Source organism: Brevundimonas sp. (genome assembly GCF_044336875.1).
Taxonomy (GTDB): domain Bacteria; phylum Pseudomonadota; class Alphaproteobacteria; order Caulobacterales; family Caulobacteraceae; genus Brevundimonas.
The window spans coordinates 1-24,665 of the sequence record NZ_JBIIOP010000014.1 but is presented as its reverse complement, the minus strand read 5'-3'; the positions used below and the strand labels follow the sequence as shown (position 1 = coordinate 24,665).

The window sequence follows — 24,665 nt, the reverse complement described above, 5'->3', positions numbered from 1 at the left end:
TCAACATAGCGAGCCGAGCGGCGAAACGGAACGGGAACATCTCATTGCGCCCCTGCACGCTAAGATGTATAGCTATAAAGCATAGCCATTCAGGAGACCGCCTTGAACTGGAGCGTCGCCAAGGCGAAAGACAATCTATCGGAAGTCATCCGCCGATCCCGCACAGAAGGCCCGCAGGAAATTTCGTTGCACGGCGAAGCGGCTGCGGTCGTTGTATCCGCCGAGGACTTCCGACGATTGAAGGATCCTCGTGCGTCCCGCGACTTCAAGGACTGGCTGCTCAACGGGCCATCACTGGAGGGCGTCGATCTGGAACGGGATCGCAGGCCGGCGCGGGAAATCGACCCCTTCTGATGTTCCTGCTGGACACCAATGCAATCAGCGAGCCGAAACGCGCACGTCCAGATCCGGGCCTGATACGTTGGCTCGCCGACCAACTTCTGTCGGATCTGCATCTCAGCGTGATCACCGTGGGTGAGTTAAGACGAGGGATCGTCCGGCTGGAGCCCGGCCGTCGACGTGACGATCTCGACTTCTGGCTCAGCGACCTGATCCTCCGTTACGATCAGCGTATTCTGCCCGTCGATCTGGATGTGACCGAACGCTGGGCGTCCATGGCTGAGTCCCATCGCGCCGCCGGCCGCACTTCTGAAATGACGGACGAATTGATCGCGGCCACGGCCCACGTCCACGGACTTACAATCATCACACGCAACACGCGCCATTTCGAACACAGCGGCTGTCGGCTGCTGTCGCCGTGGAGCGAATGACGGATCTTCCCCCGCTCTTCGCCGACTGGTTCGCCGGGCGCGGCTGGTCGCCCCGGCGGCATCAGCTGGAGATGGTCGCAGCCGGACAGGCGGGAGCGCACGCCCTGCTGGTCGCTCCGACCGGCGGCGGCAAGACTTTGGCCGGTTTCCTGCCCAGCCTGATCGACCTGGCCGAACGGGGCCCCAAGCCTGCGATCGGCCCGGGATCGGGTGTGCACACCCTGTATCTGTCGCCGCTGAAGGCCCTGACCACCGACGTCGAGCGCAATCTGGCGACCCCGATCCGCGAGATCGGGCTGAACATCCACGTCGAGACCCGCACCGGCGACACCAAACAATCCAAGCGCCAGCGCCAGCGCGACTTCCCGCCCGACATCCTGCTGACCACGCCCGAACAGCTGGCCCTGTTCTGCGCCTGGGAGGGCGCGCGGGCCTATTTCGCCGATCTGAAATGCGTGATTCTGGACGAGGTCCACGCCATCTGGAGCGGCAAGCGCGGCGATCTTCTGTCGCTCGGACTAGGTCGGCTGCAGAGCTTCGCTCCGCAGATGCGGCGCGTGGGCCTCAGCGCCACGATCGAGGATCCGGACCTGATCCGGGAATGGCTGAGCCCCACGCCTCATGTGGGCGATGTGACGCTCGTCCGCGGCGATCCCGGCGCGCCCGCCGTCATCGACGTTCTGATCTCCGAGGGCCGGGTCCCCTGGGCCGGCCATACCGGCCAGCACGCCATCCCCGAGGTCTATGCCGCCATCCAGCGCGCCGGTCTGGCTCTGATCTTCGTCAACACCCGCTGGCAGGCGGAGTTCGTCTTCCAGCAGTTGTGGTCGATCAACGACGACAATCTACCGATCGGCCTGCACCACGGCTCGCTGGCGGCGGAACAGCGACGCAAGATCGAGGCGGCCATGGCGCGCGGAGACCTGCGGGCCGTGGTCTGCACCTCGACGCTCGATCTCGGCATCGACTGGGGCGACGTCGACCTGGTCATCCAGATGGCCGCGCCCAAGGGCTCCAGCCGGCTGGTGCAACGCATCGGCCGCGCCAACCACCGACTGGACGAGCCGTCGCGCGCCCTGCTGGTGCCCGCCAGCCGGTTCGAGATGCTGGAATGCCAGGCGGCGCGCGAGGCGGTGGCCGACAACGCCTTCGACTGGGAGCCCGTCCATATCGGCGCCCTCGACGCCCTGGCCCAGCACGTCATGGGCGTGGCCTGTTCCGAGAGCTTCGATGTGGGCGAGCTGCATGAGGAGGTCATCGGCTGCGGTCCCTATCGCGACCTGACATACGAGCAGTTCGAGGAGGTGGTCGATTTCGTCGCCACCGGCGGATACGCCCTGCGCACCTATGACCGGTTCGCGCGGATCGTCCGTACACAGAACGGGCGATGGAAGGTGCGAAACCAGGATCTGGTCCAGCGGCACCGGATGAACGTCGGCGCCATCGTCTCGGCCGGAACCCTGAACGTCCGCGTCGGCTCACGCCGCGGCGGGGGCGGAACCCGCGCCTGGATCGCCGGTCGCAAGATCGGCGAGGCCGAGGAATGGTATTTCGAACAGCTGACCCCCGGCGACACCTTCCTGTTCGCCGGTCAGGTCTGGGCCTTTCAGGGCATAACGGGGACTGACGCCCTGGTCACCCACGCCAGTAACAAGGAACCCAAGATCCCGTCCTGGGGCGGGTCGAAATTCCCCCTGTCCACCTCTCTGGCCGACCGGGTGCGGACCATGATCCAGGATCGCGACCACTGGCGCGTCCTGCCGCCCGATGTGCAGGAATGGCTGGAGCTACAGGCGGCGCGATCGGTCATTCCCGATGCGGAATCCATGCTGGTGGAGACCTTTCCGCGCGGCAATCGCCATTTCATGGTCGCCTATCCGTTCGAAGGAACCCTGGCCCACACCACCCTGTGCATGTTGCTGACCCGACGGCTGGACCGGCTGGGCGTCGGCCCGCTGGGCTTCGTCGTCACCGACTATTCTCTGGCCATCTGGGCGATCAAGCCGATGGGCGGGATCGATCTGGACGCCCTGTTCCAGCCCGACATTCTGGGCGACGATCTGGAGGCCTGGCTGGAGGAAAGCTTCATGATGAAGCGGTCCTTCCGCAATTGCGCCCTGATCTCGGGCTTGATCGAACGCCGCCAGCCCGGCGCCGAGAAGACCGGCCGGCAGGTGACCTTCTCCACCGATCTGATCTACGACGTGCTCCGCCGCCACCAGCCCGACCATCTGCTGCTCAAGACCGCTCGCGCGGACGCCGCCTCGGGCCTGCTCGACGTAGCGCGGCTGGGCCAGATGTTGGCCCGGATCGAAGGGCGGATCCGCCACGTCCCGCTGGAACGTCCCTCCCCCTTCTGTGTGCCGGTCCTCGTCCAGATCGGCCGCGAGCGCGTCGGCGGGGACGCCGCCGAGATGATCCTGGACGAAAGCGCCGAGGCCCTGATCGCCGAAGTGATGGACGACGAGGCGTGAACGCCGCCCTGCGCCAGACCCTGTCGCCCGCGCGCCGCGCCTGCGGATCGCTCAGCGTGCGCATCGCCGGCGAGGCCTGCGTCCTGCGCTGTTCCGGCGCCCTGTGGCTTCCGGCCTTCCGCGCCCTGGTCGCCGCCGACCTGCACCTGGAAAAGGGCTCGGCCTTCGCCGCGCGCGGCCAGCTTCTGCCGCCCTATGACAGCCGCGCCACCCTGGATCGGCTGGAGGCGGAGATCATGGATCTGGATCCGGCCCGGGTCGTGCTGCTGGGCGACAGTTTTCACGACACCAGGGCCATCGCCCGAATGGCCGACGACGACCGGGCGCGACTGGACCGTCTGGCCGCGGGCCGGGACTGGCTGTGGCTGGAGGGCAATCACGACCGCAAGGCCCTGACCCACGACGCCCAGGGCGCCGCACGCCTGCCCGGCGGCGTCGTCGGGGACATGACCCTGGGCGGCCTGCGTCTGACCCACGAACCCGAAGCCCGGACGCCCGACGACGACCGCCACGGCGAGGTGGCGGGCCACCTGCACCCCGCCGCCCGCGTCGTCGCCTATGGCCGCGGCGTGCGACGTCCCTGTTTCATCACCGACGGGTCGCGCCTGATCCTTCCGGCCTTCGGCGCCTTCACCGGCGGTCTCAGCGTCCGCGACCCCGCAATCACCGACCTGTTCGCCGCCGAGCCCCTGATCGCGGCCCTCGGCCGGGACAAGGTCCACGCCATCGCCTGGGACCGCCTGCCCTGACGCCAGGTCCGTGAGCGTCGGGGCCGTTCGTAAACTGTTCAGCATGTCGCTTCACGGCATCTTTGGGGCGAACAGGCAGGATGGCGTCATATCAAGCTTACCGGACGCCCTCCCCCAATGCTTACGCCGCGCCGCATCATCATGGCCGCACGCCTGTTCTTCATCTTCGCGGCCGCCGGCATGGCGGTGCTGATGCTGGGTCCGTTCCAGGGTCTGGAACAGGTGTTCGGCCTCAACGACAAGGCCGCGCACGCCATCGCCTTCTACGGGGCGGCGGTCGGCCTGTTCATCATCGCGCCGAAACATCGTCGCGACGATCTGGCGCTGTTCATCGTCGCTGCGGCCCTGGGCGCCGAACTCCTGCAGTATTTCACCGGCCGGAGCGTGTCGGTGACCGATTTCCTGGCCGGCGCCGGCGGCGTGTTCGCGGCCTGGCTGCCCGGTCGCGTCGAACAGCTTCGCCACGCCGCGCGCCGCCACCCCAACCTGACGTTCGGCCAGATCGCCAACATCGGCCGACGCCGTCGTCGCCGTGAAAAGGCGGCCGTCGCCGGTCGTCCGGCCGCCATCCGTCGCGTCCGCCGCGCCTGAAGCCCGTCAGGGCTCCAGCTCGATGTCCCAGTACAGGTAGTCCAGCCAGCTCTGGTGCAGGTAATGCGGCGGGAAACGTCGGCCCGCGTCCTGCAGTTGCCAGGCGTTGGGGCGATAGGGCTCGCGGCGGATCGGCATCATGGCCTGACGCGGCGTGCGGCCGCCCTTGGTCAGATTACACGGCCCGCAGGCGGCGACGATATTCTCCCAGGTCGTGCGGCCGCCGTGGGAGCGCGGGATGACATGGTCGAAGGTCAGTTCGGTCGATTCCCCGCAATACTGACAGGCGAAACCGTCGCGCAGGAAGACGTTGAAGCGGGTGAAGGCGGGACTGCGATCCTGATCGACGTAGTTCTTCAGCGCGATGACGCTGGGCAGTTGCATCTCCATCGACGGAGAGCGGACCACCTTGTCGTACAGCGACACCACGTCCACCCGGTCCTGATAGACCGCCTTGACCGCCTCCTCCCACGGCCAGAGCGACAGCGGATAATAGGACAGGGGCCGGAAGTCCGCGTTCAGGACGAGGGCGGGAAAGCCCGACGGCGGTCGATGGAGAACCTGCATCAGGCCCTCCCGTTCGCGGCGGGGGTTATTGAGGCGACAGGATTGAAGACGCGTCTCCTTCCCTAATCTGAGCCCTCAGCCTACGCCCGATTCGAAGACGCCGCCATGACGAAGAGGCGACGGAACGCGCTCAATTCCGTTCGGGAAAGCCAGGCAGGGTCCAGCCCCAGCGCAGGGCGCCGGCGCGCAGCATGAAGCCCGCGATGGCGGCCACGATGGCCGCCGGCCAGATCGGCGCCTCGGGAATGCGCAGGACGATGTAGAGGGTCGCCGCCAGTATAGCCGCCGTGACATTGATCTCGCGCCGCAGCAGGATCGACGGCTGGCCCGCCAGGGTGTCGCGCACCACCCCGCCGAAACAGGCGGTCAGGGTGCCCATGACGATGCAGATCAGCGGCGGGGCGCCCGCCGCCTCGGCCTTGGCCGCTCCCATGACGCCATAGGCGCCCAGGCCGATCGCATCCAGCCACAGCAGGGCGCGGAACCGCCAGTCGCGCTGGCCGATCAGCCAGATGGCCACCGCCGCCAGCAGGCAGACGGCCATATAGCGCCAGTCCTGAACCCAGAAGACCGGCAGGCCCAGCAACAGGTCGCGCAGCGTCCCGCCCCCGACCCCGGTGATGGCGGCGAAGAAGGCGAAGGTGATGACGTCGTGCTTTTCCCGCGCCGCCGCCAGGGCGCCGGTGGCCGCGAACACCGCCACCCCGGCGAAGTCGAGGGCGGCCAGCACCGTGCGCGGATCGCGCAGCGGCTCGGTCAGGACGGGATCGATGGGGGTCACAGGCCGATATCCTCCAGGGCGATCTCGCCGCGTCGGACGCCGCCATACCATCCCCACAGCAGATGCGCCGCCACGCCGCGATACGGCCGCCAGATCTCGGCCCGGACATAGGCCTGTTTCTCGTTCGGTCGCAGCTCGGCCCGGTCGGCCCAGCGCATCGCCTCCTGCAGGGCCACGTCGCCGCCGGGAAAGACGTTCAGCCGCCCCTCGCAGAACATCAGATAGGTCTCGGCCGTCCATTTGCCGACGCCCTTGATGGCGGTCAGGGCGGTGATGGCGTCCTCGTCCGACAGGGTCTGCATATGTTGCAGATCAACGCGCCCCTCGACCTGGGCGCGGGCGATCTCCTGGCCGTATTTCACCTTCTGGCCCGACAGTCCGAAGGCGCGCAGGCCTTCGGCGTCCTGGCCCAGCACCGCCTCTGGCGTCACCGATCCGCCCAGGCCCGCCACCGTCCGCGCCCAGATGGAGGCGGCGGCGGCGACCGAAACCTGCTGTTCCACGATCATCCGGAACAGGCCCTCGTAGCCGCCAGGTCTCAGTCGCCATTCGAAGACCGGCGTCTGGGCATGAGCGCGCGCCAGGGCCGGGTCGGCGACGGCCAAGGCCTCGCGCGCGGCGGCGATGTCCTGGACTGTGGGCGCGACGGGCATTCCCGATGCTTAAGGCGCATGGGCGACGCCGGAAAGAGCGGGGGCGCCGTTCAAGTCCGGAAACCGCTAGGGTGACGGCAATGCTCGCCACCCGCTTCGCCCCCTCCCCCACCGGCCGCCTGCACAAGGGCCACGCCTTTTCGGCCCTGACCGCCTGGACGGCCGCGAAGGCCGCCGGCGGCCGGTTCGTGCTGCGGATCGAGGATATCGACCCCACACGGTGCAAGCCGGAATACGAGGCCGCCATCCTCGAGGATCTGGCCTGGCTGGGGCTGGACTGGGAGACGCCGGTGCGGCGGCAGTCGGACCATCTCGCGAGCTATGCCGCCGTCATAGACGACCTGAACGGACGCGACCTGCTGTACCGCTGTTTCCGAACACGGAAAGAAATCCTCGACGGCATTGGCGACGCCCCTCACGGCGCGATGGAGGCGGTGCGTCCCGGCCCCCATCCGGCGCTCGAGGAGGCCCGCCTGCTGGCCGAGGAAAGGCCCTTCGCCTGGCGGCTGTCGCTGGACCGGGCGCGCGATGCCCTGGGCGAGACCCTGTGGAACGGCCTGAGCTTCGTCGAAGAGGGCGCCGGACCGGGCGGCGAGACCGGCGTCCTGCCGGTGCGTCCCGAGGCGGCAGGCGATGTGGTTCTGGCGCGCAAGGACACGGGCGTGGCCTATCATCTGGCCGTGACCCACGACGACGCCCTGCAGGGGATAGATCAGGTGATCCGGGGGCAGGATCTGTTCGAGGCCACCCATGTGCAGCGGCTGATCCAGACCCTGATGGGCTGGCCCGCCCCCGCCTATCGCCACCATCGTCTTCTGACGGGACCTGACGGGCGACGCTACGCCAAGCGCGACCGGTCCGTGACACTGGCCGAACTGCGCGCGGGCGGGCTGAGCGCCCAGGCGCTGCGTGCGGAACTGGGCTTCAGCTCCGTCGGCTGAAGATGCGCGAGGCGCCGTAGCCGGTCAGGGCCGCCAGCACCACGCAGAGGATGCCGTAAAGCCAGGGCCGGCGATGGGCGAACTCGTAGATGTCGCGTTCCAGCCCGACCTTCTCGACCGTCAGGGTCATGTTGGAGACCGACTGGGGCTCGCCGTCCTGGAACAGCCAGACCTCGGCGTAGTATTTGCCCGTCGGGGCCACGGTCGGCAGTTTGACCTCCGCGCGGAACAGCCCCCGGTCGACGAACTCCACCCCTTGCGGATCGGTGTCATAGAGGGCGGCCGCCTCCTTCAGCCGGATCACGGCTCGCCGCCAGGCCAGATAGTCGTCGCCGAGCCGGCTGACGACCACGTCGCGCACGCCGTAGCGGGTGACGGTGCCCGCCTCCTCCGGCGCGTCGATACGCAGGTGATCGACCCCGACGCCGAGACGGCGCAACTGGCCGAAGTCGGCGATGTCCGACAGGGGCCGGGTCGAGGCGGTCATATAGAAGCCGGGCGCCCCCTCGAACAGGACCGGGCGGCTGTTCAGCCAGACGCCCATGTTGCGGGTCTTCTTGACCAGGCGGACCGGAGCGTCGGGCCCGCGCACCACCACGACCACATCGGCTGGCTCGGCGGTCGGATTGAAGACGGCGCCGTACAGGACGATGGATGCGCCACGGAAACTGGAATCGACATGGACCTGGGCGTCCGTCAGGGCGGCGGCGACGCGCAGGGCGCCCGTCGTGGCCTCGGACCGGTCCGGCGCGGGCGCCTCGATGGCGGGCGGGGGTGGAGGAAGCGCCTGCATCAGTCCGAGATCCCCGGCGCGAGCAGGAAGATGTCGCTGGGCCGCACGAACAGCTCCAGCCCCATCTGTATCCCGACCAGCAGAACGATCAGGCCCAGGGCCGCGCGCAGTTCCTCGGCGCGGAACCGGCCTGCGAACCGGGCGCCGATCTGGGCCCCGACCACGCCGCCCAGCAGCAGGATGGTGGACAGGACGATATCGACCGTCTGATTGCGCCCGGCCTGGAGAACGGTGGTGATGGCCGTGGTGATGATGATCTGGAACAGGCTGGTGCCGACCACGGCGCCTGCCCGCATGCGCAGGATATAGAGCATGGCCGGCACCAGGATGAAGCCGCCCCCTACCCCCATGATGGCTGACAGGACGCCGGCGAAAACGCCCAGGCCGAACGGCGGCAAGGCCGATATATAGAGGCCCGACTTTGAAAACTTCATCCGCAGCGGCAGGCCGTACAGCCACATGGGGCGGCGACGCTCCTTGCGCGGCGCAGTGGTCCCCCGCCGTCGGCGCAGGATCTCGGTCAGGCTCTCGTTCAGCATCAGGACGCCGATGGCGCCCAGGAAGATCAGATAGGACAGGGCCACGACAAGGTCCGCCTGGCCCAGCAGCCGCAGGTAGCGGAACAGTTCGACCCCGGCCAGCGCGCCCATGGCCCCGCCGCCGGCCATGACCAGGCCCATCTTGAAGTCGACCGCGCCCTGGCCGGCGTAGCGGATGACGCCCGAGGTCGAGGAGGCCACGACGTGGCTGGCCTGGCTGGCGACGGCCACGGTCGGAGGAATGCCGAGGAAGACCAGGATCGGCGCCATCAGGAAGCCGCCGCCTATGCCGAACAGGCCGGACACGAATCCGACCACCGCCCCCAGGATCACCAAGGTCGGCCAGTTCACCGAAACCTCGGCGATCGGCAGATAGATATCCAAAGGACGCGCCTTCGGCTGGAGCGGAACGGGAGGCGCCGAGCGGCGACTGGTGGTCTTTAGCGACGGGGACGGCGCGCCGCCACCCGTGAGCGAAAGGTTTAGCCGTTCGCCTGGGTCTGCTGCTGCGCCACGAAGGCGTCAGCGGCGGTGCGGGCGGCGCGCTGGGCGGTGGCGCTGGCCGCAGGACGGAGACGGGTCACCGCCGCCTGGGCCTCGCTGTCGCCGCCGCGCGCGGCGATCATGTACCATTTCAGGGCTTCGGTCGGATTCTTGGCCACGCCGTCGGCGCCGGTCTCGTAGATCCGGGCGACATTGTACTGGCTGTCCGGCACGCCGCGTTCGGCCGCGCGCAACAGCCAGGTCAGACCTTCGGCCTGGTTGGCCGCGCCGCCGTCGCCCTCATACAGCTGCATGCCGTACAGGTGCATGCCCTGGGCGTTGCCGCCCTCAGCCGCACGGCGACCCCACTGGCGCGCCTCGACCGGATTGGCGGAGACGCCCTTCTCGCCGACCAGCAGCAACTGGCCCAGATAGGTCTGGGCCGGGCCATAGCCCAGGTTGGCGGCCCGCTTCAGTTCATCGACGCCCTCGGAATCGCCGCTTTCGATCCGCCCCATGGCGCGTTCGAACTCGGCGGCGCCGGCGGCGTCGGTCGGCACGGCGTCAGTCGGCGTGACCGCCATGGCGATGGGCGCGGCGTCAACACCGGCGGACGAACCGTCGGCCGTCCTGCCCCCGCCCGTCAGGCCGGGCAGTTCGATGTCGGGCAGGCCGGAGCCGTCGACCAGATTCATCGAGGCGAAGGCCCCGCCGGTCAGGGCCACGGCGGTGACCGAGGCCAGGAAGGCCTTCTTGACGGTGGAGCCGTCCTTGGCCGCCTGCTTGTCCAGCCGCTCCTGCAGCTTGGACTTGCCGCCCCGTCGCGGCATCAGGCCGAAGCCCTGGCGGGTCGGTTCTTCCGGCTCGGCCGGCGCAGCCATGGCGGCGCGCGCCGCGTCTATGGTGTTGCGGGTCGCGGAGGCGCGGCCGGCGGCTGCGCCCGCGCCCATGCTGGCGCGCAGACGGCGGGTATCGACGAACTCGGTCTCTCCGCCGAAGTCGTCGTCGCCGTCCAGAGGCGCATCGAGCACGGACGGATCCGACCGGGTCTCGCGCGGCGCCGACCGGGTCGAGAAGCCGGGCGAGGTGGCTTCCAGCGCATCCTCGACGTCGGCGCCGCCGAAACCGCCGAAGGGCTGGACGAAGGGCTCAGGCTCGGCCGTTTCCGCCTGGGCGACGACGGGCGCGGATTCGGTCTGCTCGGGCTGGGACGGCGCGGCCGGCGTCGAGGGGAAGGGCGTGGCCATGGCCGCGTCCGGCGTCACCGGATCGAGCGACCATTCATCGTCGGCGTCGAAGGATTCCTCGGGGAAGGCGGCCGAGCGCCAGTCGCTTTCCAGCGGCGCGGATGTCGAGATCACCGGGGTGCGTTCGGCGACGGCCCGGGTCGGTTCGGCCCGGGCGGAGACGGGGCTGTCGACCGGCACGTCGCGGATGGCGGACGGCTTGCGCGCGTCCATGCTCTCGCGGGCTTCGGCCACCAGGCGGGCGGTGCGCTCCTCGCTCATCCGCATCCGCTCGGCCAGTTCGCCAGAGGCGCGGTCGTAACGCTGCTCGATCTTGTCCGAGCTTTCCGAGAGGCGGCGCGCGATATCGTCCAGCGCCTGCTGCGAGCGGCGCTCCGACTGGGCGATCCGGTCGCTCAACTGGTCCGATATACGGGTGATCTCGCCGCCCAGCTTCTCCAGCGCCAGGGCGTGTCGGTCGTCGCTGGCGGTCAGCCTCTGGTCGACGCGGTCGACGTGGCGGGCGAATTCCTGGTCCAGGCGGGCCGAGTGGCGCGACAGGTCGGCCTCGACCTTGCGTCCGACGGCGTCGCTGACGGCGCGGGTGATGGTCGCGGTGCGGCCGGCGGCGTCGCTCTCGACCGTCTGCATCCGCGCATTCAGGTTCTGGGCGATCTTCAGGACCTCGCGGCCCATGGCCTCCAGCCCCTGAACGCCCTTCTGCTCGGACGCCTTCAGCTGGTCGCCGACGCTCTGGACCGCGCGTTCGATCCGGTCGATCCGGGCGCCGGTCTCGGCGGCGTCCAGACGCTGCATCATCTCGGCGCGATTGGTCTCGATCTGGCGCGACAGGGTCTCCGCCAGCTTCTCGAAACGGGCGGCGTCGCGCACGCCCTCAGGCTCGATCCGCCCCTCGGCGGCGCGCATGCGCTGATCGAGCTCGGCGAAGGAGCGTTCGAGGGTCTTTAGGGCCTCGGTCGTGCGGCTCTGCGCCTGATCCAGACGGGCGCCGACCTGGGCCAGCAGATCCGTGCCGACGCCGGGACCTGCGGCCTTCTCGACCGCCTCCATGCGTTCGCGCAGATCGGCTACGCCGGCGCGCTGGCGCTCCTCGATGTCATAGAGACGGCCGGCGAGCGCGCCCAACGACTGTTCGACCTTGCCGAAGGTCTCCTGGGTGTGCGGGCCGGTGTCGCGCTCGAAGGTCCGCAGGCGGCGGTGGCCTTCCTTCAGTTCCTCGGCGATGTCGTCGATGCGGCGGGCGTGCCCCTTGGTCTGGGCGTCCTGACCGTCGAGACGCCGCACGAGGCCGGCCACGGCCTGGTCGACGCCCTGGATGGCGACCGTCGAGCGGCGCTCGGCCGCCTCGAGACGGCCGGCGATGGCGTCGATCGAGGCGCTGATCCGCTGCCAGCCTTCGTCGGTGGTGTCATAGGCGTCGTCGAGGCGACGGGTGCGACCCCGGCGTTCATAGGCCTCCGGACCGGCGGAGCGACGCGGCAGGGTGGCGTAACCCTCGTCCTCGTCTTCCATGATCATGGAGTTGAGCCATTCGCCCAGGGTCATGCCCGAGCGACGCGCGAGATCCTTGGCGACCTCGCGGGCTTTCGGGTCGATGCCCTTTACGCTCCAAGGCGCCGCTGCGCTCACTGATTCGGCTCCCGACCCATGGGATGGAGGCTATAACGCCAATATCGAGGGTGTAAATGTGTGGTTAACCGCTAGATGTTGCGGCGACTCCCCAGCCTGTGGAAATCTCGCCGAACCGCCGATTTCTGGGAGTGATCCGGTTAACGAGCGGTGAAGATTAACAGCTTGGCAATAAGTTCGGCTTGCGCCCCGGCCCCGCCTTCTCCACCTGCGCCCCATGACCCTGACCACCACCCTGATCCTGCTGGGCGCCGCACTGGCCGTCATGGTGTTCTGCGGCTGGCGCGGCGCCCGCCCGCCGGACCCGTTCAAGGGGCCGCGCATGATGCCCTGGCGGTTCATCATGCTGGGCGCGGCGGCTGTCGCCATGCTGCTGCTGATTCATCTGGCCACCCTGTTCGGCGCCGAACGCGCGCCGTGGGTTTCCGGACCTGGGCTTTAGGAACCCGATCCGGGGCCGTCGGTTGATCCTGCAACGCGAAACAGGAGACGCACCATGGCCGACGAACTGACCGCCGCCGACGCCGAGAAGGAATTCTGGAAGAGCCTGAAGGAATCCAACACCGGCATGCTGGGCCTCGACCAGCCAGGCTATCACCACCAACCCATGACCGGTTTCGGCGAACCCGAGACAGGGACCATCTGGTTCTTCACCCGCACCGACACCGACTTCGCCCGCGACGTGGCCGTCGGCGGCCAGATGGGCATGTTCTGCTACCAGGCCAAGGATCAGAAGGTTCAGGCCTGTATCCACGGCGACCTGGCCATCGACCACGACCGCGAGCGGATCGACCGCTACTGGAACCCGGTCGTCGCCGCCTGGTATCCAGAGGGCAAGGACGATCCGCACCTGACCCTGATCCGTTTCGACGGCGAGGACGGCCGCGTCTGGGTGTCGGACAAGGGCGCCCTGGGCTTTGGCTACGAGGTGCTGAAGGCCAATCTGACCAAGACCACGCCGGACGCCGGCGGCGTATCTGACGTGAACCTGCAGTAGGGTCGCCGCCTCAAGCGCGATCATAATTTCGCCCCCTTCGGTTGCGCTGACTGCAATCCAGGCAATCGAGGGGATGAAAGATGCTGGGACTGCTGACCGCCGCCGCCATCGCGGCCTGTTCACCGCCCGAGGGGACCGCCGCCCTGCTGGACCGCTCCGAGCGAATCATCGTGGTCGGCGAACTGCACGGCACTGCGGAAGTCCCCACCGCCTTCGCGCAGATTGTCTGCGCCGCCTCGGAACGCGGCCCCGTCGTCGTCGCGCTAGAGATGGGCGAAGCAATGCAGCCCGTTCTGGACGACCTGATCGTGGCGCAGGACGAAATCCAGGCTCGTGCGCGGTTGAACGACAGCCCGATGACCAACCCCCGCATCAATGACGATGGCCGATCCAGCGAGGCCATATTCGCGATGCTGGATACTGTTCGACAATTGAAGGCAAGCGGGCGAGACGTGAGTTTCCACGCCTTTCAACCGACCACTCGGCCGGTCACGCCCAGACTTGAACAATCCTGGTCGGAACTGGCCATGGCTCAGAACATCGCCCAGGCGGTCTCTGACAGCCCGGGATCGCGGATACTGGTGCTGGTCGGCGGCTTCCACGCCCGCAAGACGATCTATTCGCGCTGGGCCGAGATCGGCCTGCCGGCGATCGCCCACCTGCCGACGGCGGAAACCCTGACTCTGAAGGTGGCTCAGCAGGGAGGAGCGCACTGGGGCTGCTCGACCGAGACATGCGGGGCGCTTCCGTCCATGGAAAGCTACGATCCCGCGTCGCGTGGCATCCTGCTGGGGCCCGTCGAGGACGGCGCTTACGACGGCATCCTGGCTGTCGGCCCCTGGACCGCCTCGCCGCCCATCGGCGGCGAGGACTGAGCGGCGATCAGCCCGCGAAACACCAGGCCAGGACGGCCTTCTGGGCGTGGATGCGGTTCTCGGCCTCGTCCCAGACCAGGGATTTGGGCCCGTCGATGACGGCGTCCGTCACCTCCTCGCCGCGGTGGGCGGGCAGGCAGTGCAGGAAGACGGCGTCGGGATCGGCCAGATCCATCAGGGCCTCGTCGACCGAATAGCTCTCGAACGCGGCCAGGCGCGCCTCGTAGTCCTGGTCGCCCATCGACACCCAGGTGTCGGTGACGACGACGTCGGCGCCCTTGACCGCCTCGCGCGGGTCGCTGGTCAGGCTGACGGCGTTGCCGCCCTTGGCCAGGTCGCGCAGGTCGGGGTGGTATTCGGCCGGGCAGGCGACGTTCAGGTGGAAGCCGAACTTGGGCGCCGCGTGCATGAAGCTGTGGCAGACATTGTTGCCGTCGCCGATCCAGGCGATCGTCTTGCCGGCGATCGGGCCCGAATGCTCCTCGATCGTCTGCAGATCGGCCAGGATCTGGCACGGGTGGCTGCGGTCGGTCAGGCCGTTGATCACCGGCACGGTCGAGACGCGGGCGAAGCGTTCGACGTCCTCGTGGTCATTGGCGCGGATCATCACCGCATCCACCATCCGCGACAGGACGCGGGCCGTGTCCTCGACCGGCTCGCCCCGGCCCAGTTGCATGTCCGAGGCGGTGGCGATGATGGCCGAACCGCCCAGCTGGCGGATGGCCGCGTCGAAGCTGAACCGGGTGCGGGTCGAGTTCTTCTCGAAGATCATGGCCAGGACGCGGTCCTCGGCCGGGGCGTCGGCGTCGGCGCGCCCCTGGGGCCAGCCCTTGCGGGCGGCCTTGCGGGCGTGGGCGTCGTCCAGGATGGCGCGCAGCTCGGCCGCTTCGAGCCGGTGGATGTCGAGGAAGTGCCGGACCATTGTGCCGCCTCTTCTCCCTCCCCGCTCCGGGAAGGGTGGTCCCGCAGGGACCGGGTGGGGACGGCCCTGATGCGAGAACGGATTGAAGTCGGGTCGCCCCCACCCGGCCGCCGCTGCGCGGCGACCACCCTCCCCGGAGCGGGGAGGGAAATTTCTAGATCAGCTCGCCAGTTTCTCGCGCGCCACTTCGCACGCCGCCTCGAACCGGGCGACGGCCTCGCGGGCCTCGTCCAGGGTCAGGTTCAGCGGCGGCAGCATCCGCACGCAGTTGTCGCCGCCGCCGGCGATCAGCAGCTGCTGGGTGTCGCGGGCCAGAGCCATGAACTCGCGATTGTTCGGGACCAGCTTGACCCCGATCAGCAGCCCCTTGCCGCGCACGTCCACGATCACGTCGGGGAAACGCTCCTGCAGGCCGACCAGCTGCTGCTTCAGATAGCCGGCGATCTCGGCGACATTGTTCAGGGTCTCGGGCGTATTGATCAGCGACAGGGCCTTCTGGCCGACCGCCATGGCCAGAGGATTGCCGCCGAAGGTCGAGCCGTGAACCCCGACCGTCATGCCCGAGGCCGCCTTGGCCGAGGCCAGGCAGGCGCCGATGGGGAAGCCGCCGCCCAAGGCCTTGGCCACCGCCATGATGTCCGGCGCCATGCCGGCCCATTCGTGGGCCCACAGCTTGCCGGTCCGGCCCATGCCGCACTGGACCTCGTCGAAGATCAGCAGCACGCCGTTGTCGTCGGCCATCTGGCGCATCCAGCGCAGTTCCTCGACCGGGGTCTCGCGGCAGCCGCCCTCGCCCTGGACGGGCTCCAGGATGACGGCCGCCGTGGTCGGGTTCAGGAAGGCGGCCTCCAGCGCGGCCTTGTCGCCCCAGACCAGCTGGTGGAAGCCCTGCATCGGCGGGCCGAAGCCCTCGGTGTAGCTGGGGTTGGCGGCGGCGTTGATCGCGCCATAGGTCCGGCCGTGGAACGAGCCGTCGAAGCCGTAGATGTCGATCCGCTCGGGCGCGCCGTTAGCGGAGTGATACTTGCGCGCGGTCTTCAGCGCGCATTCCACGGCCTCCGTGCCCGAGTTGGTGAAGAAGACCACGTCGGCGAAACTGGCGTCGCACAGGGCGTCGGCCAGGGCTTCCTGGCCCGGAATGCGGAAGATGTTGGAGACGTGCCACAGCTTCTCGGCCTGATCCTTGACCGCCTGGACCAGTTCGGGGTGGGCGTGTCCCAGGCCGTTGGTCGAGATGCCGGCGACGCAGTCGAGATATTCGGTCCCGTCGGTCGACCACAGACGCGCGCCTCGGCCGCGTTCCACTTCCAGCGGCGCGCGATTGTAGACACCCATCAGATGGTTCGTGGACACGGGACTAGACCTCCAAAAGCGATACGGCCCCGCCGCTGAACGACGGAGCCGATTTCATAGGGATTGGCGTTGTCGGATTAGTGACAGGCTTAGTCAACACCGGCGCCGAGCACGCCCCGCGCGCGGGCGTCGGCGATCAGATCGCGCACGGTTTCCAACTGCGCCGCATCCAGCATCCGCAGCGGCAGAACGAAGTTGCTGTAGGGCGTCAGGGCGAAGATGAACCGGTCCCTGTCCTCGACCGCCGTCGCGACCAGACGCCAGTCCACCCGGCTCTCCAGCCCCGCGCTGACGACCGAGAACCCTTCGCCGGACACGCGCCAGTCCACCGGTCGGCGCGAGATCGGGCAGACCCGCGACAGGGCGGCGAGCTTGCGCTGGGCCAGGATGTTGAGGCCGACGAAGCCGTAGAGGGCCGCCAACAGCAGGGCGATGATCCAGCCGATCCGCTCGCCGACGCTGAAGGCGATCAAGCCCCCGGCCCCGGCCAGACACACGATCAGCCACAGCAGCGGCAGACGCGCCCAGAGGCCCAGCGCAGGCCAGGCCTTCAGCGCCAACCGCCCCTCCTTCGGGGTCGGCTTGACGCCGCGAACCTCGACGACTGCGGTCATTGGCCTTCGGCGTCGGTCTCCGGCGCGGGCTCGACGGCCGGTTCGGCCGCCGGCTCCTGCGTCTCGGCCGGCTCGACATATTCCGGCGCGGGCCGAAGCTCGACCAGCTTCTTGTCCAGCAGCAGGCCCAGATCGGCGATGAACAGGCCGAACCGGGCCACGTCGCCGCCCTTCAGATAGGACAGCTTGTCGTCGGTCGAGTGGATGCGCTGGAACACCGGCGGCACGAAGCCTTCGCGCAGGCCGTTATCCTCGCCGCCGTTGAAGGCCAGCCACATCTGGTGGGCGCCGACGGCGTCCTGGGTTCCCAGCGAGACCACAGGCACCCCGGCGGCCGAGAAGACCCGGTCGTCGCTGGGGGGATAGGTCGGGTAGGCCATGCAGTCGAAGCCGCGCTCGGCGCACAGGCCCCGCAGGACCTCCAGCACGAAGTCCGACTGGTCGCCGTTGTTCTCGCCGTACATGACGGTCTGGCCATAGGCGGCGACGTCGGCGTTGATGACGGCCGCGATCCGGTCCTTGCCGTGGCTGTCGAGGAAGGCCTTGGCGCCGATCAGGCCCAGCTCCTCCTGGTCGGTGAAGACGAAGACGAACCGGTGCGAAACCGGCTGGCCCTCCAGCGCCATGTCCAGGGTCTTGGCCGCCTCCATCAGGGCCATGACGGAGCCGATATTGTCGACGATGCCCTGGGACAGGGTCCCGTCGCGCAGCTTCACCGCGTCATAGTGGGCTGTGACGACGATGTCCTTGTCGCCCTCGCCGACGGTCACGACGACATTGGCGCCTTCCATCGGGCCGGTCGACTTGTTGCCGCCCTGGAAGACCTGGATGTCCGGGGTGAAGCCCAGGGTGGTCAGGAAGCCGACCAGGACCTGGGTCCGCTCGGCGTTGGTCGGCTTGATGAACTGGGCCGCGCCGGCGTTGATGTCGGGCCGGTCGTCGGGGCGGAGCGTGGCTTCCTGGGCGAAAGCGGGCGCGGCGGCCAGCAGGGCGGCGGCGGCGGCGGCGAGCGAACGGAACAGCATGGCGGACCTTCTCGGGGGAGCGATCCGCCAGACGTAGCGATCTAGCTCTTCAGACGCCAGCCCGAGCGGAACACCAGCCAGCAGGCCGCGCCCATGGCGACCATCAGCACGGCCGATCCGACCACGCCCACCGTCAGATTGCTCTCGGCATGGCCGATGAAGCCGTAGCGGAAGCCGTCGATCAGATAGAAGAAGGGGTTGAAGTGGCTGATCGAGCGGAAGGGCTCGGGCAGGTTGTCGACCAGATAGAAGGTGCCCGACAGGAAGGTCATCGGCATGACCAGGAAGTTCTGCACCGCCGCCAGATGGTCGAACTTCTCGCTCCACAGACCGGCCAGAACCCCCGTCATGCCCATGACGAACGAGGCGGCCAGACCGAACCAGATCACGGCGGCGATATTGGCGATCCCCAGAGGCGCAAACGGCAGGACGCACAGGGCCGTGACCAGGCCGACCACCAGGCCGCGCGTCGCGGCGCCCAGGGTAAAGCCCAGGGTCAGCTCCAGCGGGCTGAGCGGCGGGGTCAGGAAGTCGGTCGCCGTGCCCATGATCTTGGCCTGGATCAGGCTGGACGAGGCGTTGGCGAAGGCGTTGTTCAACATGGCCATCATGATCAGGCCGGGCGCGACGAACAGGGCAAAGGGCGTGCCGTGCAGCGGCGGCCGGGCGTTCTGCAGCGCCACCACGAAGACCAGCATATAGAGAAGCGTCGTCACCACCGGCGCCGCCACCGTCTGGGCGCCCACCTTCCAGAACCGCCGCACCTCGCGCAGATACAGGGTCTGGACCCCGATCCAGTTGATCCCCGGATAGCGACGCGGCTGCGGCAGTCCGGACGGGCGGGTGGAGATCAGGTCGGGGGTCTCGGTCATGAGCCGCCAGATGCGCTCTGAAGCCTTGCCGCGCAAGGGAGTGGCGAGCGGTTAGTGGCAAGTGACGGGCGGCGGCAGACGACAGGCCGCCTTCCCGCCACTCGAAACCGCCTTAACCTTAACGATGATTCAATATCTGGTTTCTGTGGACAGGATGATTCGCACATCTTGCGTCTCTTAACGGCTGGTTTACGATTAGTTGTAGGTCAAGACCCCGGAGGGGGAGCCTGGACCTAGATATTGAATCCAAACTCGCTGGAGGGTGGCATGACCGCAGGCTGGACCGACGACCGCGTAGGCGCGCTGAAGAAGCTCTGGCTGGAAGGCCAGTCCGCGAGCCAGATCGCCAAGCAATTGGGCGGCGGGGTCACCCGCAACGCCGTGATCGGCAAGGTGCACCGTCTGGGCCTGTCGGGCCGCGCCGCGCCGTCGCAGCCGGCGCGCACCGCCGCCACCACCTTCCGCACCACCCGCCCGCGTCCGGCCGCCCCTGCGGCGACGGCCGCTCCGGCGCAGCCGTCGGCCCCGCGTCGTCTGGAAGCCGTTCAGCCCAAGCCGGTCCAGCCGGCCGCCCCGGCCCCCGCGCCGATCCCGGACCTGCCGGGCACGGCCACGGTGATGACCCTGGGCGCCCATATGTGCAAATGGCCGATCGGCGACCCGTCGTCGCGCGAGTTCAGCTTCTGCGGCCGCCGCGCCTCGGAAGGCGTCTATTGCGTCGAACACGCCCGCGTCGCCTACCAACCGCAGGTTCGCCGTGGCAAGGACGGCGGCTCCGACCTGGCCCGCAGCCTGCGTCGCTACATCTAAGGGCGCTATCGCGCTTCGCGCTGCTTGAGCGCGGCGCCTTGCGCTCAAGTCGCGAGCGACCGCGTCGCGAACATAGCGCACAAAAAGATGCTCCTTATGGAGCCGCCTTCCCCCTCGCCGGTTCGCGCAAGCGGCCGGCGAGACTCCAGGGGGCGGGGCTGCGGTTCATCCGGGTTGACGCAGCCCCATCCGCCTTCCGCTCAGTTCAACACCCGCCGCGCATCCGGCGTATCCAGCGAGAAGGCCGGGATCTCCGCCTCGAAACTGCGCCCCTCGGCGTCGGTCATGTAATAGGCGCCGACCATAGAGCCGCTGTCGGTGCCCAGCGGACACCCTGACGCATAGGAATAGCTGCCGCCCGGCTCGATCACCGGCTGTTCGCCGACCACGCCCGGACCGCGCACCTCCTCGACATGGCCGTGGCCGTCGGTGATGGTCCAGCGCCGCGCCATCAGCTGCACCGTCGATCCCGACAGGTTCACGATCTCGATCTGATAGGCCCAGACCCAACGCCCCTCGTCCGGATCGGACTGGCCCGCCAGATAGGAGGGCCGCACCCGGATCAGGATGCCGTGCGACTCGGCGGTATAGGCAGGTCCGTCATGCATGGGCTATATGCTCGCCCCGCCGCGCGCGGGCCGCAAGCGCGACTTGACGACAAGTCGCGAAAACCGTGTGAGACAGATGGCATGAGCATTTTCCAGGCGCCCCGCCCCGGCATTCTTCCGGCCCAGTCGATCGAGACCCTGATCGCGACCGGCGCCATCACATCCGACACCGCTTTCGATCACGATCAGGTCCAGCCGGCCAGCCTGGACCTGCGCCTGTCCGACCAGGCCTGGCGCGTCCGCGCCTCCTTCCTGCCCGGCAAGCGCAAGGTCGAGGAGCGGATCGCAGACGTGGCCATGCACCGGATCGAGATCACCGACGCCGGCGTCGTGCTGGAGAAGGGCTGCGTCTATATCGTGCGCCTGCAGGAGCGGCTGAAACTGCCCGCCGGCCTGATCGCCCGCGCCAATCCCAAGAGCTCGACCGGCCGGGTCGACGTCTTCGTGCGCCTGCTGACCGACCAGGGCGCAAGCTTCGACGACGTGGCCGAAGGCTATGACGGCCCCCTCTATATGGAGGTCGCGCCCCAGACCTTCTCCATCCTGGTCCGCCCCGGCACCCGGCTGAACCAGCTGCGGCTCAAGGCCGGCGATCCGCCGAAGCTGGAGACCCGGTCGGTCGGCGTCGATCTGCAGGGCGGCGACATCGTCGGCTTCCGCGGCCGTCGCCACGCGGGGGTGGTCGACCTGGACCATATCGCCGGCCATGACCCGCGCGACTTCTGGGAGCCGCTGTCGCTTCGCCGCGGCGAGTTGCTGCTGGATCCGGGCGAGTTCTACATCCTGGCCTCGTCGGACGATGTCGAGATCCCGGTCGACCAGGCCGCCGAAATGACCCCGATCGACCCGTCGGTGGGCGAGTTCCGCGTCCACTACGCCGGCTTCTTCGACCCCGGCTTCGGCACGGACGAGGCGCACGGCGCCGGCTCCAAGGGGGTGCTGGAGGTGCGCACCCACGACACGCCCTTCCTGCTGGAACACGGCCAGATCGTCGCGCGGCTGGTCTATGAGCCGCTGACGGAACGCCCCAGCCGCCTGTATGGCGAGAGCGGCAGCCACTATCAGAGCCAGGGGCTGAAGCTCAGCAAACACTTCAAGGTGTGGTGAGACGCCGAGTGAGCAGTGCTAGTGAGCAAGAGGTGAGCGGCTGGCCGCGCAACCCTCGCTCACTTCTCGCTCACTAGCACTTTTCACCGAACTCACGTCAGCCGGTCGGCCTTCCTCAGTCCCGGGAACATCGCCGACCAGGCGCCGGTCGCGGCCAGGGCGCCGAAGCCGCCGAAGACCGCAGCCCCGACCGCGCCCAGCAGCCGCACCATCAGGCCCGAATAGGCCTCGCCCAGCTCGTTCGAGGCGCCGATGAACAGCATGGACACCGAGGACACCCGCCCGCGCATGTGATCGGGCGTGGCCAGCTGGATCAGGGTCTGGCGGACGTTGACGCTGATCATGTCGGCCGCCCCGCCGATGAACAGGGCCAGGCCCGACAGCCAGACGATCCGCGACAGGCCGAAGGTGATGGTGCAGATCCCGAACACCGCCACGGCCGCGAACATCCAGACCCCGCCGTGGCGGACGATGGGATAGCGGCTCAGATAGATGGCCATGCCCATGGCGCCGACGCCGAAGGCCGCGCGCAGCAGGCCGAAACCCTGAGGTCCGACGTGCAGGATGTCGCGCGCGAAGATCGGGGTCAGCAGGGCCACGCCGGCCAGCAGGACCACGACCAGATCCAGCGAGATGGCGCCGAGCACGATCTTGGTCTTCCACACATAGGCCAGGCCTTCCTTGACCGACTCGACCGGCGACAGGGGATTGGCCTGGGGCGCGGGCTTGCCGCTGGTGCGGATCAGGATGAAGGCCGCGACCGCCAGCAGGAACATGCCCAGCGACACTGCATAGGCCAGGGGCACGTTTACCCCGACGATCACCCCGCCCAGGGCCGGGCCGGCGATGGCCCCGGTCTGGAAGGCGATGGACTGGGCGGCGATGGCCGGCGGCAGAGCCTTGCGCCCCACCACCATCGGCAGGAAGGCCTGGCTGGCCGGCGCCAGGAAGGCCCGGGCCGCGCCGAAGACGGCGGCGACCGCCAGCAGGCCCCACAGGGGCGGCGCTCCATGCAGGGCCATGGCCAGGAAGGAGGCCGCGCAGGAGGCCTCGACCAGGATCGAGATCCAGACGGTGCGCTTGCGGTCGCGCCGGTCGGCCATGGCCCCGGCCGGCAGGGTGAAGGCCAGAAGCGGCAGGAACTGGCACAGGCCGACCAGGCCCAGATACAGGCTGGCCTCCTCGATCGGATGGTCCCGCCGCGCGATCTCATAGACCTGCCACAACAGGGCTGAGGACTGGATCTGGATGGCCAGCACCGCCACGACGCGGCCGAACCACAGCAGGCGGAAGTCGCGGATGCCCCAGGGGCTGGACGGCCCCTCCGGAGGCGCGGGCGGAACGGGCGGGGCGGCGGGGCCGGTGTCGATGGTTTCTGTGGTCACGGTCGTTTGGTCTGGGAGGGACGCGCGGGCTTCTCGCGGGTGCGGGATATCCCTAAAGCATAGCAGCATGAGCCGCGCACCTGTTGATCCCGTCGCCCTGACCCAGGACCTGATCCGCCGTCCGTCCGTGACCCCCGCCGACGAGGGGGCGATGGACGTGCTGGAACGGCATCTGACCGCCCTGGGCTTCACCTGCCGCCGCCTGGCCTTCGAGGGGCCGGGGGGAGAGGGGGTCCATGCGCGGATCGAGAACCTGTACGCCCGGCGCGGGACCGCCTCGCCCAATCTGTGTTTCGCCGGCCATACGGACGTGGTCCCGACCGGCCCGTCGGACCAGTGGTCGGCCCAGCCGTTCGAGGCCGAGGTCAGGGACGGCGTCCTGTACGGCCGGGGCGCGGTGGACATGAAGGGCGGGATCGCGGCCTGGGTCGCCGCCGTGTCGCGCGTGCTGGCGGAAGGGGAACCGAAGGGCTCCCTCTCCTTCCTGATCACCGGCGACGAGGAAGGCCCGGCCCTGCACGGCACCAAGCGGGTGGTCGAGGCCCTGGCGGCCGAGGGCGAGGTCATCGACGCCTGCGTGGTCGGCGAGCCCTCGTCGTCGCAGCAGCTGGGCGACATGATCAAGGTCGGGCGGCGCGGCTCGCTGAACAGCTGGATCACCGTCCACGGCAAACAGGGCCATGTCGCCTATCCCGAGCGGGCCGCCAATCCGGCCCCGGTGATCGCCCGGCTGATGACGCGGCTGAGCACCCATGTGCTGGACGACGGTTACCCGGAGTTCCCGCCGTCGAACCTCGAGATCACGACCATCGACATCGGAAATCCGGCGACCAACATCATCCCGGCCGAGGCGAGGGCGCGGCTGAACATCCGCTTCAATCCCAGCCACACCGGCGACGGCCTGATCGACTGGCTGAACCGCGAGGCCGGCGCCGTCCAGGCCGAGACCGGCCTGCGGATCGAGCTGGAGCATATGTGTTCGGGCGAGGCCTTCCTGACCGAGCCGGGCGGCTTCGTCAGCGCGGTTCAGGACGCGGTGGAAGCCGAACTGGGCCGCCGCCCCGAGGCCTCGACCACCGGCGGCACCTCCGACGCCCGCTTCATCCGCGCCCTGTGCCCGGTGCTGGAACTGGGCCTGGTCGGCCAGACCATGCACCAGATCGACGAACGGGTGCCGACGCATGAGCTGGAGGCGCTGACGGGGGTGTATCGGCGGGTGATCGAGACGGTGTTCGAGCGGCTCTGACGGTTGGGGCTGCGTCGCGGGACGGAGCGGACGGACGCGGCGCGCCGGAAAAAACAGAGTCCGAATAGTCCGAAATGTCCGAAATCGGGGGGCGAGACGCCCGTTCCCTCTACCCGTCATCCCAGGCCTTGTGCCTGGGATCCATAATCCCGGTGGCCAACGGCGGCGCACTCTGCGGAGGCGCCGAGCGTATGGATCCTAGGCACAAGGCCTAGGATGACGAGAGTGGAGGGCGGGAAAAGTGTCCGAAACGTCCGAAACGTCCGAAATGTCCGCAACAGGCAGGCGCGAAACTGCACTTGCACCGTCGAAACGGGTGCGATGTGCAAAAGAGTGCAATCGGTTGGGGTTCACGTTTTCAAAGACCGGCGGGGATTATCGCACGGTTTTGGAGGGCGTCCGGTCGATTGCCGTTCCTGCCGGTCAGGCCTCTGAAAATGCGGGCTTTCGCTTTCGGAATTAGGAGCGGAAGCGACTCTCCTTCACCGCTTCAAGCGGACAGTCAGAACTTCGGCTATGGGTGGTGGGCTCAACCGATCGCTGCAACACACGCAGCGAAGGTCTCTGCTGGCGTCCGATAAAGCAAGGTCTTTCTGGGTCGTTCGTTGAGCTGTCGGGCGATGGCGCTGAGCTG

General features: G+C 68.5%; 25 protein-coding genes. 12 read left to right on the top strand and 13 right to left on the bottom strand.

Annotated features, from left to right (window positions below):
- Window positions 1-102: 102 nt before the first annotated feature.
- The 5 genes from ACIQ1T_RS14465 (at window position 103) to ACIQ1T_RS14445 (ending at window position 4,584) form a co-directional block, all read left to right on the top strand.
- On the top strand, window positions 103-354 hold the full coding sequence (locus ACIQ1T_RS14465) for a type II toxin-antitoxin system Phd/YefM family antitoxin (protein ID WP_395945248.1): 252 nt from the start codon (window positions 103-105) through the stop codon (window positions 352-354).
- Window positions 354-770: a type II toxin-antitoxin system VapC family toxin gene (locus ACIQ1T_RS14460; protein ID WP_395945247.1), complete on the top strand. Its 417-nt coding sequence runs from the start codon at window positions 354-356 to the stop codon at window positions 768-770. The genes ACIQ1T_RS14465 and ACIQ1T_RS14460 overlap by 1 nt, the downstream gene beginning before the upstream one ends.
- A complete protein-coding gene (locus tag ACIQ1T_RS14455; protein ID WP_395945246.1) occupies window positions 767-3,244 on the top strand; it encodes a ligase-associated DNA damage response DEXH box helicase in 2,478 nt (825 codons plus the stop codon). The genes ACIQ1T_RS14460 and ACIQ1T_RS14455 overlap by 4 nt, the downstream gene beginning before the upstream one ends.
- Window positions 3,241-3,993, top strand: a complete 753-nt coding sequence (gene pdeM / locus ACIQ1T_RS14450; protein WP_395945245.1) for a ligase-associated DNA damage response endonuclease PdeM — start codon at window positions 3,241-3,243, stop codon at window positions 3,991-3,993. Before ACIQ1T_RS14455 ends, pdeM begins: the two co-directional genes overlap by 4 nt.
- Before the next feature lie 117 nt (window positions 3,994-4,110).
- Window positions 4,111-4,584, top strand: a complete 474-nt coding sequence (locus ACIQ1T_RS14445) for a hypothetical protein (protein WP_395945244.1) — start codon at window positions 4,111-4,113, stop codon at window positions 4,582-4,584.
- Window positions 4,585-4,590: 6 nt separating this feature from the next.
- On the opposite strand, the gene ACIQ1T_RS14440 is transcribed toward ACIQ1T_RS14445, so the two are convergent.
- The 3 genes from ACIQ1T_RS14440 to ACIQ1T_RS14430 form a co-directional block, all read right to left on the bottom strand.
- Window positions 4,591-5,151, bottom strand: a complete 561-nt coding sequence (locus tag ACIQ1T_RS14440; protein ID WP_395945243.1) for an HNH endonuclease — start codon at window positions 5,149-5,151, stop codon at window positions 4,591-4,593.
- 130 nt (window positions 5,152-5,281) lie between these two features.
- The gene (locus ACIQ1T_RS14435) at window positions 5,282-5,932 is read right to left on the bottom strand and encodes a trimeric intracellular cation channel family protein (protein WP_395945242.1); all 651 of its coding nucleotides are present in this window, start codon (window positions 5,930-5,932) and stop codon (window positions 5,282-5,284) included.
- Window positions 5,929-6,585 (bottom strand): DNA-3-methyladenine glycosylase family protein, encoded by a 657-nt coding sequence (locus ACIQ1T_RS14430; protein WP_395945241.1) that lies wholly within the window; start codon window positions 6,583-6,585, stop codon window positions 5,929-5,931. Before ACIQ1T_RS14430 ends, ACIQ1T_RS14435 begins: the two co-directional genes overlap by 4 nt.
- 80 nt (window positions 6,586-6,665) lie before the next feature.
- Between ACIQ1T_RS14430 and gluQRS the strand changes: the two genes are divergently transcribed.
- Window positions 6,666-7,526 (top strand): tRNA glutamyl-Q(34) synthetase GluQRS, encoded by an 861-nt coding sequence (gluQRS, locus tag ACIQ1T_RS14425; RefSeq protein WP_395945240.1) that lies wholly within the window; start codon window positions 6,666-6,668, stop codon window positions 7,524-7,526.
- Here gluQRS and ACIQ1T_RS14420 read toward each other — a convergent pair.
- The 3 genes from ACIQ1T_RS14420 to ACIQ1T_RS14410 form a co-directional block, all read right to left on the bottom strand.
- Window positions 7,510-8,319: a TIGR02186 family protein gene (locus tag ACIQ1T_RS14420; RefSeq protein WP_395945239.1), complete on the bottom strand. Its 810-nt coding sequence runs from the start codon at window positions 8,317-8,319 to the stop codon at window positions 7,510-7,512. The genes gluQRS and ACIQ1T_RS14420 overlap by 17 nt on opposite strands.
- A complete protein-coding gene (locus ACIQ1T_RS14415) occupies window positions 8,319-9,242 on the bottom strand; it encodes a sulfite exporter TauE/SafE family protein (RefSeq protein WP_395945238.1) in 924 nt (307 codons plus the stop codon). The genes ACIQ1T_RS14420 and ACIQ1T_RS14415 overlap by 1 nt, the downstream gene beginning before the upstream one ends.
- 98 nt (window positions 9,243-9,340) lie before the next feature.
- Complete coding sequence (locus ACIQ1T_RS14410; protein ID WP_395945237.1) at window positions 9,341-12,217, bottom strand: hypothetical protein; 2,877 nt, start codon at window positions 12,215-12,217, stop codon at window positions 9,341-9,343.
- A gap of 217 nt (window positions 12,218-12,434) precedes the next feature.
- On the opposite strand from ACIQ1T_RS14410, the gene ACIQ1T_RS14405 reads away from it, so the two are divergent.
- From ACIQ1T_RS14405 to ACIQ1T_RS14395, 3 genes are all read left to right on the top strand, one after another.
- Window positions 12,435-12,659 (top strand): hypothetical protein, encoded by a 225-nt coding sequence (locus ACIQ1T_RS14405; protein WP_395945236.1) that lies wholly within the window; start codon window positions 12,435-12,437, stop codon window positions 12,657-12,659.
- 54 nt (window positions 12,660-12,713) lie between these two features.
- The gene (locus tag ACIQ1T_RS14400; RefSeq protein ID WP_395945235.1) at window positions 12,714-13,214 is read left to right on the top strand and encodes a pyridoxamine 5'-phosphate oxidase family protein; all 501 of its coding nucleotides are present in this window, start codon (window positions 12,714-12,716) and stop codon (window positions 13,212-13,214) included.
- A gap of 80 nt (window positions 13,215-13,294) precedes the next feature.
- A complete protein-coding gene (locus tag ACIQ1T_RS14395; protein ID WP_395945234.1) occupies window positions 13,295-14,089 on the top strand; it encodes a hypothetical protein in 795 nt (264 codons plus the stop codon).
- A 7-nt stretch (window positions 14,090-14,096) separates the two neighbouring features.
- Here the strand turns inward: ACIQ1T_RS14395 and argF are convergent, their stop codons facing one another.
- The 5 genes from argF to ACIQ1T_RS14370 form a co-directional block, all read right to left on the bottom strand.
- Window positions 14,097-15,011, bottom strand: a complete 915-nt coding sequence (argF, locus tag ACIQ1T_RS14390; RefSeq protein ID WP_395945233.1) for an ornithine carbamoyltransferase — start codon at window positions 15,009-15,011, stop codon at window positions 14,097-14,099.
- Window positions 15,012-15,170: 159 nt separating this feature from the next.
- Window positions 15,171-16,364, bottom strand: a complete 1,194-nt coding sequence (locus ACIQ1T_RS14385; RefSeq protein WP_395945232.1) for an aspartate aminotransferase family protein — start codon at window positions 16,362-16,364, stop codon at window positions 15,171-15,173.
- A gap of 89 nt (window positions 16,365-16,453) precedes the next feature.
- A complete protein-coding gene (locus tag ACIQ1T_RS14380) occupies window positions 16,454-16,978 on the bottom strand; it encodes a YcxB family protein (RefSeq protein ID WP_395945231.1) in 525 nt (174 codons plus the stop codon).
- Window positions 16,975-18,003: a M28 family metallopeptidase gene (locus ACIQ1T_RS14375; protein WP_395945230.1), complete on the bottom strand. Its 1,029-nt coding sequence runs from the start codon at window positions 18,001-18,003 to the stop codon at window positions 16,975-16,977. Before ACIQ1T_RS14375 ends, ACIQ1T_RS14380 begins: the two co-directional genes overlap by 4 nt.
- Window positions 18,004-18,044: 41 nt before the next feature.
- Window positions 18,045-18,875, bottom strand: a complete 831-nt coding sequence (locus ACIQ1T_RS14370) for an ABC transporter permease (RefSeq protein ID WP_395945229.1) — start codon at window positions 18,873-18,875, stop codon at window positions 18,045-18,047.
- A 267-nt stretch (window positions 18,876-19,142) separates the two neighbouring features.
- On the opposite strand from ACIQ1T_RS14370, the gene ACIQ1T_RS14365 reads away from it, so the two are divergent.
- The gene (locus ACIQ1T_RS14365; RefSeq protein WP_395945228.1) at window positions 19,143-19,685 is read left to right on the top strand and encodes a GcrA family cell cycle regulator; all 543 of its coding nucleotides are present in this window, start codon (window positions 19,143-19,145) and stop codon (window positions 19,683-19,685) included.
- Between the two features lie 200 nt (window positions 19,686-19,885).
- Here the strand turns inward: ACIQ1T_RS14365 and apaG are convergent, their stop codons facing one another.
- On the bottom strand, window positions 19,886-20,293 hold the full coding sequence (apaG, locus tag ACIQ1T_RS14360; protein ID WP_395945227.1) for a Co2+/Mg2+ efflux protein ApaG: 408 nt from the start codon (window positions 20,291-20,293) through the stop codon (window positions 19,886-19,888).
- Between the two features lie 81 nt (window positions 20,294-20,374).
- On the opposite strand from apaG, the gene ACIQ1T_RS14355 reads away from it, so the two are divergent.
- The gene (locus ACIQ1T_RS14355) at window positions 20,375-21,400 is read left to right on the top strand and encodes a 2'-deoxycytidine 5'-triphosphate deaminase (protein WP_395945226.1); all 1,026 of its coding nucleotides are present in this window, start codon (window positions 20,375-20,377) and stop codon (window positions 21,398-21,400) included.
- A 92-nt stretch (window positions 21,401-21,492) separates the two neighbouring features.
- On the opposite strand, the gene ACIQ1T_RS14350 is transcribed toward ACIQ1T_RS14355, so the two are convergent.
- The gene (locus ACIQ1T_RS14350; protein WP_395945311.1) at window positions 21,493-22,770 is read right to left on the bottom strand and encodes an MFS transporter; all 1,278 of its coding nucleotides are present in this window, start codon (window positions 22,768-22,770) and stop codon (window positions 21,493-21,495) included.
- Between the two features lie 82 nt (window positions 22,771-22,852).
- On the opposite strand from ACIQ1T_RS14350, the gene dapE reads away from it, so the two are divergent.
- Complete coding sequence (gene dapE, locus ACIQ1T_RS14345; RefSeq protein ID WP_395945225.1) at window positions 22,853-24,031, top strand: succinyl-diaminopimelate desuccinylase; 1,179 nt, start codon at window positions 22,853-22,855, stop codon at window positions 24,029-24,031.
- The last annotated feature ends 634 nt before the right edge of the window (window positions 24,032-24,665 follow it).

Bases quoted from the DNA above. Each gene is read 5' to 3' on its own strand.
- ACIQ1T_RS14460 (WP_395945247.1), top strand. From the start codon at position 354: ATGTTCCTGCTGGACACCAATGCAATCAGCGAGCCGAAACGCGCACGT.
- ACIQ1T_RS14455 (WP_395945246.1), top strand. From the start codon at position 767: ATGACGGATCTTCCCCCGCTCTTCGCCGACTGGTTCGCCGGGCGCGGC.
- ACIQ1T_RS14445 (WP_395945244.1), top strand. From the start codon at position 4,111: ATGCTTACGCCGCGCCGCATCATCATGGCCGCACGCCTGTTCTTCATC.
- ACIQ1T_RS14440 (WP_395945243.1), bottom strand. From the start codon at position 5,151: ATGCAGGTTCTCCATCGACCGCCGTCGGGCTTTCCCGCCCTCGTCCTG.
- ACIQ1T_RS14430 (WP_395945241.1), bottom strand. From the start codon at position 6,585: ATGCCCGTCGCGCCCACAGTCCAGGACATCGCCGCCGCGCGCGAGGCC.
- gluQRS (WP_395945240.1), top strand. From the start codon at position 6,666: ATGCTCGCCACCCGCTTCGCCCCCTCCCCCACCGGCCGCCTGCACAAG.
- ACIQ1T_RS14420 (WP_395945239.1), bottom strand. From the start codon at position 8,319: ATGCAGGCGCTTCCTCCACCCCCGCCCGCCATCGAGGCGCCCGCGCCG.
- ACIQ1T_RS14405 (WP_395945236.1), top strand. From the start codon at position 12,435: ATGACCCTGACCACCACCCTGATCCTGCTGGGCGCCGCACTGGCCGTC.
- ACIQ1T_RS14400 (WP_395945235.1), top strand. From the start codon at position 12,714: ATGGCCGACGAACTGACCGCCGCCGACGCCGAGAAGGAATTCTGGAAG.
- ACIQ1T_RS14395 (WP_395945234.1), top strand. From the start codon at position 13,295: ATGCTGGGACTGCTGACCGCCGCCGCCATCGCGGCCTGTTCACCGCCC.
- argF (WP_395945233.1), bottom strand. From the start codon at position 15,011: ATGGTCCGGCACTTCCTCGACATCCACCGGCTCGAAGCGGCCGAGCTG.
- ACIQ1T_RS14380 (WP_395945231.1), bottom strand. From the start codon at position 16,978: ATGACCGCAGTCGTCGAGGTTCGCGGCGTCAAGCCGACCCCGAAGGAG.
- ACIQ1T_RS14375 (WP_395945230.1), bottom strand. From the start codon at position 18,003: ATGCTGTTCCGTTCGCTCGCCGCCGCCGCCGCCGCCCTGCTGGCCGCC.
- ACIQ1T_RS14370 (WP_395945229.1), bottom strand. From the start codon at position 18,875: ATGACCGAGACCCCCGACCTGATCTCCACCCGCCCGTCCGGACTGCCG.
- ACIQ1T_RS14365 (WP_395945228.1), top strand. From the start codon at position 19,143: ATGACCGCAGGCTGGACCGACGACCGCGTAGGCGCGCTGAAGAAGCTC.
- apaG (WP_395945227.1), bottom strand. From the start codon at position 20,293: ATGCATGACGGACCTGCCTATACCGCCGAGTCGCACGGCATCCTGATC.
- ACIQ1T_RS14355 (WP_395945226.1), top strand. From the start codon at position 20,375: ATGAGCATTTTCCAGGCGCCCCGCCCCGGCATTCTTCCGGCCCAGTCG.
- dapE (WP_395945225.1), top strand. From the start codon at position 22,853: ATGAGCCGCGCACCTGTTGATCCCGTCGCCCTGACCCAGGACCTGATC.